The 15,682-nt window shown below is 65.1% G+C and carries 12 protein-coding genes and 1 pseudogene; 4 read left to right on the top strand and 9 right to left on the bottom strand.

Going from position 1 to position 15,682, the window contains the following annotated elements; genetic code table 11:
• Positions 1-11 precede the first annotated feature (11 nt).
• Positions 12-1,112: an adenylate/guanylate cyclase domain-containing protein gene (locus tag ABIC30_RS20090; protein WP_091977381.1), complete on the bottom strand. Its 1,101-nt coding sequence runs from the start codon at positions 1,110-1,112 to the stop codon at positions 12-14.
• Positions 1,113-1,506: 394 nt separating this feature from the next.
• Here ABIC30_RS20090 and ABIC30_RS20095 point away from each other — a divergent pair.
• A pseudogene (locus ABIC30_RS20095) lies at positions 1,507-2,757 on the top strand (IS3 family transposase); the annotation flags it as partial.
• Between the two features lie 249 nt (positions 2,758-3,006).
• On the opposite strand, the gene ABIC30_RS20100 reads toward ABIC30_RS20095, so the two are convergent.
• The 4 genes from ABIC30_RS20100 to ABIC30_RS20115 form a co-directional block, all read right to left on the bottom strand.
• Positions 3,007-3,537: a lysozyme inhibitor LprI family protein gene (locus tag ABIC30_RS20100; protein ID WP_354456016.1), complete on the bottom strand. Its 531-nt coding sequence runs from the start codon at positions 3,535-3,537 to the stop codon at positions 3,007-3,009.
• A 148-nt stretch (positions 3,538-3,685) separates the two neighbouring features.
• The gene (locus ABIC30_RS20105) at positions 3,686-4,342 is read right to left on the bottom strand and encodes a lysozyme inhibitor LprI family protein (RefSeq protein ID WP_354456017.1); all 657 of its coding nucleotides are present in this window, start codon (positions 4,340-4,342) and stop codon (positions 3,686-3,688) included.
• Between the two features lie 54 nt (positions 4,343-4,396).
• Complete coding sequence (locus ABIC30_RS20110; RefSeq protein ID WP_354456018.1) at positions 4,397-4,663, bottom strand: hypothetical protein; 267 nt, start codon at positions 4,661-4,663, stop codon at positions 4,397-4,399.
• 249 nt (positions 4,664-4,912) lie between these two features.
• The gene (locus ABIC30_RS20115; protein ID WP_170868044.1) at positions 4,913-5,065 is read right to left on the bottom strand and encodes a hypothetical protein; all 153 of its coding nucleotides are present in this window, start codon (positions 5,063-5,065) and stop codon (positions 4,913-4,915) included.
• A 346-nt stretch (positions 5,066-5,411) separates the two neighbouring features.
• Between ABIC30_RS20115 and ABIC30_RS20120 the strand changes: the two genes are divergently transcribed.
• The gene (locus tag ABIC30_RS20120) at positions 5,412-5,846 is read left to right on the top strand and encodes a Ros/MucR family transcriptional regulator (RefSeq protein ID WP_091977376.1); all 435 of its coding nucleotides are present in this window, start codon (positions 5,412-5,414) and stop codon (positions 5,844-5,846) included.
• A 1,446-nt stretch (positions 5,847-7,292) separates the two neighbouring features.
• Entirely contained in the window at positions 7,293-10,520 is a 3,228-nt protein-coding gene (locus ABIC30_RS20125; protein ID WP_354456019.1) for an autotransporter domain-containing protein, read from the top strand.
• 279 nt (positions 10,521-10,799) lie between these two features.
• Here the strand turns inward: ABIC30_RS20125 and ABIC30_RS20130 are convergent, their stop codons facing one another.
• The 3 genes from ABIC30_RS20130 to ABIC30_RS20140 all read right to left on the bottom strand — a co-directional run bounded on the left by ABIC30_RS20130 (position 10,800) and on the right by ABIC30_RS20140 (position 13,550).
• Positions 10,800-11,996, bottom strand: a complete 1,197-nt coding sequence (locus tag ABIC30_RS20130) for a hypothetical protein (RefSeq protein ID WP_354456020.1) — start codon at positions 11,994-11,996, stop codon at positions 10,800-10,802.
• 328 nt (positions 11,997-12,324) lie between these two features.
• The gene (locus ABIC30_RS20135) at positions 12,325-12,726 is read right to left on the bottom strand and encodes a hypothetical protein (protein WP_139237872.1); all 402 of its coding nucleotides are present in this window, start codon (positions 12,724-12,726) and stop codon (positions 12,325-12,327) included.
• Between the two features lie 500 nt (positions 12,727-13,226).
• Positions 13,227-13,550 carry a hypothetical protein gene (locus ABIC30_RS20140; protein WP_139237873.1) on the bottom strand — a complete coding sequence of 108 codons (324 nt, stop codon included), beginning with the start codon at positions 13,548-13,550 and terminating at the stop codon, positions 13,227-13,229.
• A 617-nt stretch (positions 13,551-14,167) separates the two neighbouring features.
• Between ABIC30_RS20140 and ABIC30_RS20145 the strand changes: the two genes are divergently transcribed.
• Positions 14,168-14,866, top strand: a complete 699-nt coding sequence (locus ABIC30_RS20145) for a glutathione S-transferase family protein (protein WP_091678485.1) — start codon at positions 14,168-14,170, stop codon at positions 14,864-14,866.
• Positions 14,867-15,207: 341 nt separating this feature from the next.
• Here the strand turns inward: ABIC30_RS20145 and ABIC30_RS20150 are convergent, their stop codons facing one another.
• Positions 15,208-15,600: a winged helix-turn-helix transcriptional regulator gene (locus ABIC30_RS20150; protein WP_020096271.1), complete on the bottom strand. Its 393-nt coding sequence runs from the start codon at positions 15,598-15,600 to the stop codon at positions 15,208-15,210.
• Positions 15,601-15,682: the final 82 nt, after the last annotated feature.

Raw genomic sequence — 15,682 nt, forward strand, 5'->3', positions numbered from 1 at the left:
AGATGGGGAGCCTAGCGCGGTTCCGCGACGGCCTCGGCGCGGTCCAGCACCGGCGGCGCCGGCCTCTGCTCCGGGATCAGCCGGTCCGGCGCCGCGCCGCGCTCGAGGGTGGCGACCGCCAGGGGCGCGCCGCGGCCGCGCAGGGCGTGCGTCCCCAGCGCGCGGGCGCGGACGCCGTCGGGCAGCCGGTCCAGCCGGTCGAGGAGATCCTGCGAGATCAGGATGTCGACACCCAGCGGGCGGCACAGGGCCTCGATCCGCGCCGTCACGTTCACGGCGTCGCCGAAATACGCGATCTTGTGGCGGTCGACCCCGACTTCGGCCGTGACCACCGGACCGCCGTGCAGCGCCGCCCGGAGCCGCGGGACCGTCCCGAACCGGGCTTGCCAGGCCGCGGCGTCGGCCTCGATCCGGTCGAGCACCGCGAACACGCAGGTCACGCAGCGCGCGTCCTTGAGGCCGCGCTTCATCGGCCACGTGATCATCGCGAGGTCGCCGATGAAGTCGTCCGTGGAGCCGGCGTTGCGCCGCACCGGCTCGGCGAGCGTCGCGAACACGGTGCTGAGATACTCCTGGGCACGCAGGTCGCCGTGGGTCTCCGCGAAGGCCGTGGAGCCGACCACGTCGAGGAACAGGAAGATCCGCTCCTCCTGCACCGGCTTGTGATAGCGGCCGATCATGAAGTTCACGAACACCTCGCCGCCGATCAGGTCGCGCATTCGCATGACGAAGACCAGCAGGGCCGACACGGCCAGCGAGTAGGCGAGGAACCGTGGCGTGATCCGCACCGCCGTGGACAGGCTGTCGTCGGTGAGGCCGAAGGTCCAGACGACCAGGCCGCCGAGCGCGCAGCCGAGCGTGATCAGCACCACGTAGAGCAGTTCGGCGGCCAGCATGTAGACCAGCGCCGGCAGGCGGCGTAGCCGCGTCTGGACGCCCGACAGTGCCAGGCCGGGCACGAAAGCCAGCACCGTCCCGCCCACCGCCAGGGCGTAGACCAGGCCGGCGAGCATCGAGGCCCCGCCGACGAAGAGCAGGTTGTAGAGGAGGCCCGCCCCGCCGGAGGCGAGGAGAAGGGTCAGGGCCCAGAGCCAGCGGTACTGTGGGAGCATGGGCGGTCGGCGGGGTCGAGCGTGGCGGTGGGCACGATTGGACCTACGCGATGGCGGGGGGCGAAGGCGAGAGGGGGGCGCCGCGACAGGTGGGTCGGGCCGGCGCCCTCGGGCTGGCCGGTCGCCCGTGACCGATCCGGAGCGATTCGCGCCGTCGAGAGCACGCTGGAGATCGTGCCCTACGGCCGCGGGGAGGCCTATGTCCGTATGAGGACGGCGTGGGGCAACCGTCATTTCTGCAGCCTCTACGCCGTCTTCCGGGCAGAGGCCTACGTTCTAGTCCACGAAGGGAAGGCCTCGGACGGACGAGCCTGCCGGATGCGCATCGTGCTCAAGGACGGGATATTCAGGACCTCGGTCCGAGACCTGAAGACCGGGGAACGCTTGCAGGACCACCTCCGTCCAGCGCCGGCGGCACTGGACTACAAAGGAGAAGGCGCGCCTCGTCGAGGAGACCTATCTGCCCGGTCAGTCCGTCTCGCTCGTCGCCCCCCGCCACGGGCTGAACGCCAACCAGCTGTTCACGTGGCGTCGGCTGATGGAGCGCGGCGCGTTCACGGCCGCCGGTGCCGGTGAAGAGGTGGTGCCAGCCTCTGAGCTTCGTGATGCCTGAGCCACAGATCCGTGAGCTGCAGCGGCTCCTGGGCAAGAAGACGCTCGAGACCGAGATCCTGCGCGAGGCGATGGAGCGGGTCGCCGCCCCCAAAAAGTTGACCTCGCGCGTGACCTCGTGGCCGGGGGCGGCCGGTGAGCGCGGTGGCCGCAGCATTGAGCGTGTCGCGCCCGCACCTCGCCTCGTCCAGGCAGGCCTCCACCGTCCGGAAGCCCATGCGCCGACGGGGCCGTCCGCCTGCACCCGACGCCGCGTTGCTCGGCGCGATCCAGGCGCTCATCGCCGATCTGCCGACCTACGGCTATCGGCGCGTCCATGCCCTTCTGCGCCGGCAGGCCGAGCGGGATGGGCGGCCTGCGCCGAACGCCAAGCGGGTCTACCGGGTCATGAAGGTGCACGGCCTCCTGCTCCAGCGACATGCGGGCGGAGCCGAGACGCGCCGCCACGAGGGCAAGGTGGCGGTGGCCGTGCGCAACACGCGCTGGGCGGGTCCCCGCCCGGTCTCCGACCGGGTGGCATGCCCGCTGCTCGGACGGGCTGGAGATCGCGGCAGAGAACGGTGAGCGTGTGCGGGTCGCCTTCGCGCTCGACTGCTACGATCGGGAGGCAATGAGCTACGTGGCGACCACGGCGGGCATCACGGGCGAGGACGTCCGCGACCTGATGGTGGCCGCCGTCGAACACCGCTTCGGGCCGGTCAACCAATTGCCGAGCCTGATCGAGTGGCTGACTGACAACGGCAGTTGCTACGTAGCCCGCGACACGCGCCGCTTCGCCCGCGACCTTGGTTTGGTGCCAAAAACGACGCCGCTGGAGAGCCCGCAGAGCAACGGCATGGCCGAGGCGTTCGTGCGAACCTTGAAACGCGACTACGTGCGTGTCTCGGTACTACCGGACGCCGAGAGCGTGCTGCGCCAGCTTCCTGTCTGGCTGGCGCACTATAACGACCTTCATCCTCATCGCGCGCTGGGCTACCGCTCGCCGCGCGAGTTCATCACCCGATCAACCAAGGAGACCCTGTCCGGTCTTTAGGGGGCAACAACAACAGGCCAGGATGATACGCAGGCGCGAAACCAGCGCCTGCCCGGTCTCGTGTCGCCGCAGCAGGCGCTGGATCTCACCTTGCTCCTGCTCGCTGAGATCGAGAGAGACGGCCTTTGAGCCACGCAACATGGCGCACCTCCATCAGGAAGCACCTAACGATCCGCCCACCCGACTAAACTGTCAAACCTCTTTTAACTCAAACCACTAGAGCTATCACCGGGAGAAGAACGCTAGCGTTTACCAGCGGTCATAGCGCCGCTTAAGCTCCGCGGTTCGCGCTTCCGTATGCCCGAGTAAGCAGGTGGCGATAGCTGGATAAGTCCCTGTACCGCCATGCCACTCATCGGTGATGAGATCGCCGCAGTCGGCATCGCGGAAGCGCATCCAAGTCTGTTGAGCAAGTCTGAGCTCCTCCTGCCACTTCTTACCGTTATCCTCGCTGCTGATCGCCTTCATGGCGCGTGCGTAAGTCGCGTTCAATTTCTTATCTGCGATTTCCTGGGCTCGACCCAGGCAGGCGGTCATCCCTGGGCTGATTACCTCAGAACAGGCAGCATCGAGTTTGCCCGCAACATCTACGTAGGCCTTCGACAGCGCCTTCGCTGCATCCTCACCATGACGGTTCAGACAGGCGTCTATTGTATTGTCATCCATGCAGGCCAAGGGCGGCGGTTCTTTCGAGGCTGATGGCGCCGTATCATTCGGCGCAGCGTATGCCGCGCTAAGAAATCCGGCAGATAAAACAATAGAGAGAGCGAGATCCTTCATCGTCGACGCCTTTATATTCTGCGGGTGCTGCCTTAGCGTATTCGCCAATTCATCCGGCGCGGGTGTATATCAATCTCAAACTAAATTCATCGAGGGCGAGAAACGGGGACCTTAAGGCCAGGAGGGGCCCAAAGTCCGCGCCACAAATCTATTCGCGGTCGTAGCGCCGCTTAAGTTCTGCTGCTCGCTCTATGGTATGCGCGACCAGACAGGCTGATCCCGCTGGACCGGCGCCTGTACCGTCCATCCACTCGAATGATATGACATCGCCGCAGTCGGCATCCCGAAATCGAAGCCAAGCCTGTTGTGCGAGCTTGAGTCTTTCGCGCCATTTGCGGGCCGCGTCATCGTCGCTGCCTATCGACTTCATCGCACGGGCGTAGGTCTCATTGAGCTCCTTGTCCGCGACTCGTCGAGTACGCTCCAAGCAATCGCCGATAGCCGGGCCGATCACCTCTAAGCACATCGGAGCGACCTTTTTGGATGCGTCGGCGTAAGCCTTAGACAACATATTCCCAGCCGCTTCGCCATGGCGGCTCAGGCATGAGGTTGGGTCGTCCGAGTCACATGTCTCAGCGGCGGGCGCACTTGGCGCTGCAAGGGCCATGGGCACGAAAGTCACGCTGGCCACTGCGCCAGCAAATGCACCGGCAAGGGTGCGAAGAGCGGCCTTGCTCATACTGCTACCTGATCTGACTGTAATACTGCAAAAAACCACAGATTTCGGACCGTAATGTTGAGGTGTGTTGATCGTGCAGAATTTGCGATCTCGAAGCACGAGCTGCGATTGCTGCAATTGCCACATGGCCGGACCGCGCCTCACATGAGGCGCAGGTTGGATCACTTGGTTTCCGGAGCCTCAATAGTAACGCCCCGGAATGAAGCGAGTACGGGTCGCGTTCCAGTGACCTCTCATGTAGCCAACCGGCCGATTGGTAGCATGGCAAGCGGGGATCCACCTCGTGCCGTGATAGCAGAGTTTGCCGTAGCGGCTGAGCCAAGCGACGTTGGACACGAGGGGCTGATCGGAGGTTGTGAGTTCCTTATCCAGGGCGATAATAGGTCCCGCATTTGCTGCGCCGATCGAGGCGATCGAAAGGGCTGCGGCAACAACAATGGACTTCATGGCTTGCTGCTTTCGTTAACAGATGGCGCATTGAACAGATCTAATTTGATCTGGGGCGATCCGGTTGATTTCGCCGGTTCGCTCCGGGAGTACATATCTCCGACCTCAGAAAGCTTAGGTGCTTCAGAGCACGTCAGCTGCGGCGCCTCATTCGGTCTCCGCGCTGAAGAGCATCTCTCTCACAGCAGCGGCAAGGAGCCCGTATTCAAAATACTTGACAGCGACAGCGGTAGCTTCGGAGTTGCAGTGTCACGGACCGGCGGAAGACCAGCCGCCGGCGGCCAGCTCGATCCGGTCGCCGTACGATTCGAGCATCTCGTCGCGGTCTGGCCGGATGGCCTCGTCGGGACCCGGGCCCGGGATGCCCGTGCCCTCTTCGAGGCGCTGTCCGAATCCGAGCAACTCGCGGCGATCGCCGCGGCACGGGCCTACGCGGCACACGCTCAGCGCAAGCTGGGCTACGCCTTCGCGTCGCAGACGTGGTTGCGCCAGACCGACTTCGCCCCGCTGCCCAGCCCGGGGCGCCGCACAGCCGCGTCTTCGTCCGCGACGACTCGCCCGGACGGGAAGCGTGGGCCGTACACTACCGGCGCCTCGGCGGACCGATGATGACCCCCATCCACATGGGCGGCCAGGACGGCTGGCGCTTCGGGAGCCCGCTGCCGCTCACGGCAACCTCCGCGGCCTGATCGTGGCCGCTCCTCATCCGCTCGGTCCGCGCAATCGACCCTCTGATCAGGAGCGCCCCATGTCCGATTCCCCCGACGACCTCCTCAGCCTCACCGCTGGCATCGTGGCGGCCTACGTCAGCCGGCAGGCCGTGACCGCAGATGCGCTGCCCGGGCTGATGCGCACAGTCCGCGACGGCCTCGTCGCGCTCCAGGACCTGGCGCCGGCCGCGGCGGCGGCCAACCCCGAGGGCTTTCGCCTGACGGCCACCGAGATCCGCAAGTCGATGAAGCCCGACGCGCTGATCAGCTTCATCGACGGCAAGCCGTACAAGACGCTGAAGCGGCATCTGACGTCTCACGGTCTGACCCCGAAGGACTACCGCACGCGCTTGGGCCTGCCTGACGACTATCCCATGGTCGCCGCCGGCTACGCCGCAAAGCGCTCGGCGCTCGCGAAGGCAATTAGGCTGGGCGTGCCCGGCGCGCAGATGGGGCGCCAGACAAAAGAGTGATCGAAATGGAGAGGTATGACCGCAAGCCCCGGGGCAATGAGGACTCCAAAAGGAAATCGCCTCGAAAAGCCAAAAATAATGCAGGCTGACGGCCACCTGACGCAGCCACTATGGCTATACCATGTATCAGCCCGTCGATGCCAAAGACCATATGAACCTCTATCAAAATGCATGCCGTTGATACAGCAAAACGAGCACGTTTACGGATTATTAACGTTTCTGAATTTTTTCTGCGAAGTCAGAATTCGGATTAAAAAGACTTGATTGATGATTATTACTGTACCTGACCGTTGTCGCGCGGCGCTGCTTGCCGGGATCGCATTTTCGACGCCGGCTGCGACCGCTCGCGCCGAGGGTGCAGCCTGGAGTCTCTATTCAGACAAATCAACCAGCATCTCGATCCCATTTGCTTCCCCCATTGTCTTTGCAGACAACGGTCAGGGCGCCACCATAAGTCTCAGCTTTGGATCTAGCACAACAACCAGTCCTTTTCAGCTCGATACAGGATCAACCGGAATCGCTATCGGCAAGGACTCGACAGTTTGGCAACCTGCTCCTGGTCAAAAGTCGATTGGCCCAGGCATGATCAACTATAGCAGCAGCGACCGATATTTATACGGTGATCTTTACGAGATGACCGTCAATTTCTACGACAAAAATAATAAACTTGCGTCAGCGATTGTTCCGATCCTTAGAGTAACATCTGAAATTCATAAAGGCGCCCCGGTGACCGGTCGGATCACCACTCAGATGTTTGGTGTTGGCTTTGGGCGTGAGGCAGCCGGCTTTCCAAACGGAACGCCCGACGCCAACCCCTTACTCAATATTGACTGGATCGCTAACGGTGACGCATCTAAGCTCGTACGTGGTTATGTTGTTACGCAGAATGGCATTGAGCTAGGCCTAACCGCTGCTAACACGCAGGGAACTACATTTGTGAGATTGGCGGCCGGACCGCAGTCAGGGAACGCAATCGAGTGGCAGATGACGCCGGGCGACCTACGAGCGGGAGGCGCCATCGGCTCTGGGACAATCTTGCCCGACACCGGCGTTTACACCGCCTACGTTAAGATCCCAGAAGGCAGTAGCATCAAGCGCGGCGAGAATATGCCGAATGGAACTCTCGTAACCGTTTACATACCGGGCCACTCGAGCCCACCGGTGGCATTGTACAGCTTTAGGGTCGGCGACACGGACAATCCGCTCGCCCCGGTTGGCCCCGTTTATGCCGAGGGCAGATCGACAAACGACACGGGCGCAACGTATATTAATACAACGATCACGATCCTACGGGGTTTTAATCTCATCTATGACGCTGACAGCGGCTTCGCAGGCTATCAGCGCATCTTGCCTGAGAGCGCTGACCTCCTTGCGAAGCCGATGATCGCGCTGCAGGGCAGCCTAAGCTTGGCATCGCAGTTCAGAACCGGGCTTCCCGTGTTCCTAATGAGTACTACGGCGCTGAACCCGTTCGATGTCGCGAGCCTCGGCGGCGACATTTTTGGGCCCGGCGGTCTGATCAAGGCTGGCCTAGGCACCCTCGAACTCGCTGGGACCAACACCTATGCAGGCGGTACCGCGGTCTATGGCGGTACCCTCGCGGTCTCCCGCGACGCCAACCTCGGCGCCGCCGGCACCGGTCTGATCCTCGGCGGCGGCACCCTTGAGGTCCTCACCGATGGCTTTACCACCGCACGCCCGCTCACACTCACCGGCCTCGGTGCCCTGCAGATCGACCTCGGCAACGCCACCTTCGCGGGCTCGATTGCCGACGGTAGTCAGTCGGGCACCCTCGTCAAGACTGGACTTGGCACCGCAATCCTATCGGCTTCCAACACATTCACGGCCGGCACCGTCATCAGCGCCGGTACCCTGGCTCTGACCGCCACCGGCAGCCTCACCGCGCCGGTCCTCGTCGGCTCGGCGGCGAGCTTCCTCAATGCCGGGCTCGTCTCCGGCAGCGTCGCCAATCTCGGCGTCCTGGCCAACAGCGGCACCGTCGCGGGCGGCCTCGCCAATGCCGGTCTGGCCCTGAACACCGGCATCATCGGCGGCGGCGCGACCAACACCGGCAGCCTAGTTAACGTCGGCACTCTCGCGGGTGGGCTGAACAACGCAGGAACCACGCTCAACAGTGGCTCCATCACCGGCGGCGCGGCCAACACCGGCAGCCTGGTCAACGCCGGCACTCTCGCGGGCGGACTGAGCAACACCGGCACCGCCCTCAACACCGGCACCATCGCCGGCGGCGCGACCAACAGCGGCGTCCTGAGCAACGCCGGCGCCATCGGCGGCGGCGTCGCGAACACCGGCACGCTGTCCACCAGCGGCATGATCAGCGGCGGCCTGACCAATGCCGGCACCGTGCTCGCCAGCGCTGGCCGCATCGACGGGCCCATCGCCAACAATGCCGGCCTGCTCGCCGTCTCCGGATCCGTGGCCGGCACCGGCCCCTTCGCCAACGCCGCCGGCGCGACGCTCGCCGTCACCACGGGCGGCAGCTACAGCCTCGCCGGCCCCCTCGCCAATGCCGGCCTCGTCGCCGTCGCCCAGAGCGCCAGCCTCACCGCCTCCGGCGGCCTCAGCAACGCCGGCCTCGTCGCCAGCGACGGCACCCTCACCGCCGACCTGACCAACACTGGCGTCGCCCGCCTGTCCGGCCAGTTCAACGGCACGCTCACCAACACCGGCCTCGTGCAGATCACCGGCCCGCTCGCCGGGCTCACCGGCCTGACCAACACCGGCGCTCTCGACCTCGGCGGCACCGCCCTCACGCTCACCGACCTCGCCGGCCCGGCCTCCGCCGTCCTGGGCAACGGCGCCCTCACGGTCGCCAGTGCGGCCGCCTCCACCTATGCCGGCGCCATCCTGGAGACCGCGAGCCCGACCAGCCTGACCAAGGCCGGCCCCGGCACGCTCCTGCTCACCGGCTCCGGCCTCTTCTCCGGCCCGACCACCGTCCAGGCCGGCACGCTCTCCCTCAACGGCCTCTGGACCTCGCCGGTCACGGTCGCGGCCGCCGGCACCCTGCGCGGCATCGGCACCGTCGCGGCCCCGGTCACGGTCGCGGGCGCCCTGCGGCCGGGCAACTCCCCCGGCACGCTCACCGTGCTCGGCCCGGTGGCGTTCGCCCCCGGCAGCAGCCTCGGCCTCGACATCGACGGACCGGGCACCGGTACCGGCGCGGGCAGCTACGCCCGCCTGCTGGCGCTCGGCCCGACCGGCACGGTCTCGGCCAGCGGCACCCTGGTGCCGGAACTGCGCGGCATCACCGGCAACGCCACAAACAGCTTCACCCCCGCGCTCGGCCAGCGCTTCGGCGTGCTGACCGCGCAGGCCGGACTGTCGGGCTCGTTCAGCGGGCTCGCCCAGCCGGCGGCGGGCCTGCCGGCGGGCACGCGCCTCGACGCGCTCTACGCCGCCACCGGCCTCGACCTCGTGGTCACGCCCGCCGCCTACGGCAGCCTCGCCGGCCTCGGCCTCGCCCAGACCGGCAACGCCCGGGCCGTGGGCGCGGCCCTCGACCTCGCCCGCCCGGCCGCCGGCACGCGGCCGGACGCGGCGCGGGCGCGGGTGTTCGACCCGCTCTACGCGGCCAACCCGGCGACGCTGCCGGGCGGGCTGGCGAGCCTGTCGGGCCAGAGCTACGGCGACGCGGTGATGACCGACCTCGCCGCGCGCCGTCTGCTCTCCGACACGATCGACCGGCACCAGCGCGGGCTGGGCGGGGGCGCGGGCGCGTTCAGCGCGGGCGATCCGGGCCCGGGCCCGAACCGCACGGCGCTGCAGGTGCGCGGCGGCGCCGGGGCAGCAGAGCGGCCGCTTGCGGTGGGCGAGGGCCGGGTCTGGGCCGACGCGCTGTACGGGTTCGGTACGCGGGCCGGCGACCGGGCTGCGGCGGGCGCCGGGTTCGACGCGGGCGGGCTGCTGATGGGCGTCGACCGTCAGGTCGGGGCGGACACGCAGGTGGGCGCGGCGTTCAGCTACCTGCGTGAGGGCGGCACGTCGCGGGGCGCGGGGCTGGGGCGGTTCACCACCGACAGCTACGGCGGCACGCTCTACGCGAGCACGCGGCTCGGCGCCGTGGTGCTGCGCGGCATGGCGGGGGTGTCGTACGCGGACGGTCGGGTGGACCGGACGGTGGCGCTGGGCGCGGCGGTGTCGCAGGCCTCCGGGGTGTCGTCGGGCTGGAACGGCGGGGTGTCGGGCTTTGCCGGCTACGCGCTGGCGACCGGCCTGCCGGTCGAGGTCGTGCCGGAGGTGGGCTTCAGCTACGACCGGCTGACGCGGGGCCGGGTGTCCGAGCGGGGCGGTCTGGTCGGGCAGGGCTTCGGCGGGCAGGGCTTCGCGGTGGCCGACCTCGACGCGGCGCGCAGCCTGGTCGGCGGGCGGGTGACGAGTTGGGCGGTGGCGGGCATTCCGGAGCTGCGCCTGGAGGGCCGGGCGTACTGGGCGCACGAGCTGGCCGACACGGCGGCTTTGATCCGCTCGAGCCTGTTCGGGGCGGGGTTCGCGGGCCGGACGAGCGCGCTGGGCCGGGACGGCGCGGTTCTGGGGGTGAGCCTGACGGGGGCGGTCGCCGAGGGCGTGCGGCTGTCGGTGGGCTACACCGGCGACGTCCGCCCGGGCGCCACCGCCCAGGTGTTCACCGTAGGCCTTCAGGCCGCGTGGTAGAGCATCGACGGACCTTCGAGCGTTCCTAGCTAGCCTTACGATCGGCGGATGCATGTCGTCGCCCGCCGATCGTTTACGTTGCCCCTCGCATTCGGCCGGCATAGCCTCCGACGCATCATCCGATCGTGTTACTCTCCAAGTCGGCCTCCTCGTCGACCATGCGGCCGGGACTCCCGTTCGGCAGGTACCGATCGCGCTCCACGGTGCGGGCGGCGTTTCGAGTGTGCGGCCGCCTCCAGCACTCGCCCGTCGTCGGCATCCAGGCGTGCGGGCGACCTGCTATTTCGACACCCACGCATCTTCGACCCAGATCTGCCCGTGCAGATCAGAAGCCAATGCCGCAGCTATCGCCTGCTGTGCTGCCGCCGTGTCGAGATCGGAGGCGACGACGGCGTCCTCCCCCTCGGACTCGGCGGGCCCTACCGAGAAGACCTTCTCCTTGCCGGTATCGACAAGTCTCGCATCGACACCCCGGAGCTGGAGGTAAGAGACGGACTTGTCCTGAGGATCCTGCCACGCGGTAGCCCGGAGCGAGATCGCTTCCTGAGCTCCCATCGGGTCCAGGTAGGACACCTTGCGGGTGAGGGCCATCTGGATCTCGCCTCGCCCGGCGTCCTTGCCCGACGAGACGATCGTCGCATCGGGGATGGCCTTCGGCAATGCGCGACCGAGGGCGGCGATCAGATCGGTGTCGCCCGGCTTCACCTTGAGCTTGACGAGCTGGGACTTGTCAGCGACCTGCCCGTATTCCGCAGTCTCAACGCCCGGGAGCTTCTTCACCTTCTCGAGGAGCGCGGGAGCTCTCTCCGGATCGACGTCGATCGAGATCGACGAGGTGCCGCCTCTCAGGTCGGCGCAATTCGGGACCAGACCGGCGGGATCCATCCGGGCACCTTCAGTGCGGACTAGCTTCACCAGATCGACGACGTTCGGAAGCTTGGTCGTCACCGAGAGGGTCCCGGGATCGGGTACGGGCTTGTCGCTCACGTCTTCAGGCTCGTCCTCTGCCGTCGAACCGGAGGGCAGCGCGGTCGGATCCTCCTCCGAGAACGTCAGGCCGGTGGCTGCGATGGCGACGCTATGGTCCGGAAGCTTCAGAGAGCCGTTCAGCTGCTGGTCGTCCTTCGAGCCGCTCCGCTTGATCGACACGGCGACCCGATCCCCCGCCGAGCTTGCTCCGGCTCCGGAGAACTTCGCGCCGTCGGCCTTCAGCGGGATCACCAGACGGTCGACGCGCCGCGACAGCGTGCTTGTCGGGTAGCAGACGTCGATGCTCGCGTCGGTGATCTGGCTGCCCTGCAAGGTCAACTTCAGGACGCCGTCGATCAGATACGTCGCCGAACCGTCCAGGGACCCTTCCGAAAAGCTGAGGTAGCGGGTCGACGGCTGCTGAGGCTGCGGCTTCTTCGATTTGCCCTGGGCATTCGCCTGACCGCACAGTCCGATCAGAACAATCGTCGCCACCAGGAACCGCATGTGACCTCCCCAGGTCCGCCGATCATGTGCAGGGCATCATGCCCGACGTTGCGGTGCACGGCCACCAGATCGCGGGCCACGCATGTCGGGACAGCTTGGGGGATAGCTTGATCGGCGACCGACGTCGGTCGTCGGATCGTCCCGGATCCTGGCTGTCGGTGCGGAGAACCTCGGCCGGGAAGCGATCCGATCGAACGCCGCCTCCAGGCGCATCTCGCCGATCGACCGGCTGTAACCGCATCGGCCGAATGCTGGAGATATCATGATTTGTGATGGCTCCGACCGCGGCTATCTATGAATGTTGGACGTCGTCGCGAGACATTAGTTCTCAATCAAAGAACTTCCCATTCCAACGAATGTAGCCTCCACCTCCGCCATGGGCATCCATATGAACCTTCGGGATGCGCTCGCGGCCTACCTTGACGTTGGCACCCAGCATATCGTGGTCCTTCTGAAGCAATGATCCGCGACGCAGATAGAACAGTACGGAGCAAACCTGCATGCCGCAATGACTGCTCCGTGACATTTTACCGGCACATCGGATCGCCTCGTGGGATATAATCAGGTCGGGCATGCCGTCGCCATCGAGATCCCGCTCGATCAGGCCGGCGGGATCGATGCGCCCTTGACGACCATCGCACCCGTCATTGATCTCCTGCTTTGCCAAGTAGGCCGCCGCTCTTGATTCCGCCATAGCCGGCGCTGCAAAGAGCGATCCCATCAGGATCACGAAAGTCAGTCTTCCCATAAAAATCGTACGTCTCCCGATATTCGTCCCAAACAGCCCGGAGTCAGCCTTTGCATTGACGCGACAAGCTTGACTTCGCCGATGCATAGCCGTCAGTCCTTACGGGCCACTTGGTGCGTTCGTCGAAGACGATGGCCGCTTTACTGCCCGAACTCAGTAATTCATCTATGTCCGGTCGCAACGGCCAGCTGTAGAGCTCGTTGTTGGTCCTCGGCGGTACGGTCAGCTTGATCTGGCGTCCGGCAGCGGAGAGGGATAGCGTATCTCCAGCGCTTAGACCGTTCTCGACGGAGTAGATCTCGAAGGACCTTTCGCCACCGCGCCGGCACGAGACGAATATGCACAGATTGGAGGAGACGCAGGAGGTGAACGCAGGATACGGAGTTCTTTTTGCCGGCTTCCACCCCGAGTTCGCAACCTGGACGCAATACAGCATGAATAGGAGGGCAACCGCACCCGATCTGGTTGACATGATATGGTCCCTACTTTGTTGAGATCGCGTCCATTTTCACGATTTTTCCCGCTGCGCCGCAGAACAGAGCCTTGATCGTCACGATGCGGCCGTCCCGGATCAATGTGGAATATCCATCGCGGGCGATCGCTTTCTGGTGTGAATCGGGAAAATAGTACAAAGCGGGTACGTTGATGTACTGCCCGCCGCCTTTTTGGCTAAGTGTGAATCCGCGTACCGTTCCCTGCTCGAATGTTAGATCGCTGATGCGGCCGCGCGAGACCATCGGAGAACAGTCCTTCGCCGGCGACAGGTTAGACATCGAGACGATTTTGCCGTCGACGGAACGATTCACCCTCATATCCGCGAAAACGACGCTGGATCCGGCGGCATATAGCAAAAATGAACCTAGATATTTCCCTATGTAACAACTTGCGGCTCGCATCGAAAGCTCCGTAGGCGCGTATTCAAAGCAAGATTTTCGATCTCGATCCACAGCGCAAGCCGTAAATTGGCACAGGACTGATAATCATTTGGCTTAGAGGCTTCGAGTGGGAGCCGGCGTCACGAGTGCGGCTGGGCTCGGCGCATGCGGTCTGGTTGGACTTGGCGGAGGTCTTCTGCCTCTCTACAGGTCTATGGAGACTGTCCTAGTCAAAGACTCGCGCGATTGGCTTACAAAACTGACTTCCGGCCTCTGACCGTCTGAATCGTCAAGGACATGTCCGCTCGAGTGCCCGCGTGGCGCAGAAGCAGACCGGCAGCATTCCACTCCTAACAGCCCTTCCGCTCCCGACCCATCACAGACGGTGGGAACGTCGTTTGCGTTTCTCCAAAGCGGTCGTTTGCCGGAACTACGGCACGTTCGGCAGGGTGGAGAGCAGGCACGAAGCCAACGTCTACGTCCCTCTGTTGCTGCTCAGAACCAACCCCACCTGTGGTGACGTCGAAAGCGCGCTCTGCTGAGGAATTATGGACAAGCTTACCCTCTACACCTCGCCGTCAGCCTTCCCGAATCCGCAGCGGGTGCGCCTGCTCATGTACGAGAAGGGTATTGCGCAGCATGTCGAGGAGCGTGTGCTCGACATGGCACCGGGCGGTGAGCAGCGCGGCTGGCGACATCTCAAGCGCAATCCGTGGGGCGAGACCCCGACCCTTGAGCTCCCGGGTGGCGGTTATCTGGCCGAAAGCGTCGCGATCGCGCGCTACCTCGACGAGAGCTTTCCGGGCCGCAAGATCATGGGCGAAGGCGCATTGGAGCAGGCACAGGACGTGATGTGGAACGACCGGATCTGGGTGCAGATCCTGTACCGGCTCACAACGCTGTTCCACGTGCTCCACCAGGGCCTTGGGCCGAAGCTGGAACTGACTAACAACCCGCAATGGGGCGAGCATTGCCGTAAGGAGGCGCTCTCCCATGCCGGGCTCGTCGACCGGCATCTGTCGGATGGGCGGGATTGGATGCTCGGTGGCGCGCACCCGACCTTCGCCGACATTACGCTGTGCACGGCGATCGCGTTCTCGAAGTTCGGTCCGGTTGCGACCCCACTGGATGAGCGCTACGAGCAGCTTGACCGGTTCTGGCAGCGCTGGAAGGCGCGCCCGAGCTTCCGCCTCGCTTATGCGGATGGCGGCGGCCTTCAGGAATTGAATGCGCTTCAGACCGCCTGATCGGGACCGGGTTCGGCGGAGCGACCGCGCAACGCGCCGGCTCGCTTCGCCCGCCTGCCAGCATAGGCGCGCAGGGCCGTGCACAACAGCGCGGTCTTCAGCGCGGCGGGGGCTCTCACGGCGAATGTCGCGCGATCGCGAACATCCGCGATAAAGCGGGGGCGTGGCATCACGCTTCGCCCCAGATCACTCCGATGAGGTCCGCTTTCGTCTATCGTCGCCCGGCAGCGGACCGGCGGAAATCCACCCTGAGCCGACATGTGCGTATGGGTACCAAGCGTGAGATTTGGACTTCTAGATGTTCGGTCCCGGCATCCGGCGATCCGAAAGCGGACGCGTTTTCACGGCTTCATTTTGATGCTGTCATGTTCGCGGTTGGCCGCATCAATCGCCGCACCGTTGTTGAGTGCCCACGCGCAGAGCGCCTCAAAGGGCTCGCGTAGTGAATGGCCGAGCGGGGTGATCGCATACTCGACGCCGATGGGTGCGGTCGGCAGCACCGTCCGGGTCACCAAACCATTGCGCTCCAGCCGCTTCAGCGCGTCCGCCAGCGCCTTGTGCGTGATGCCGTCGAGCCGCCGTTTGATCGCGTTGAACCGTGAAGGCCGCGGGCAAAGCACCGTGAGGATCAGGATCGTCCACTTGTCGGCGATCTTGTCCAGCACCGGGCGGACCTGCGCCATGTTGGCGAGCGCGCAAGCGGACGCGGCATCGAAGTCGGTATCGTCGGCCATATCTAGTCTACCTTAAGTGCGTTCTTGATAGCAGATACACGCTGTGTATCTGCTGCGCCATTGCAGATGAAGGGATGCCCCG

This window comes from Methylobacterium sp. 1030 (genome assembly GCF_040544715.1).
Taxonomy (GTDB): domain Bacteria; phylum Pseudomonadota; class Alphaproteobacteria; order Rhizobiales; family Beijerinckiaceae; genus Methylobacterium.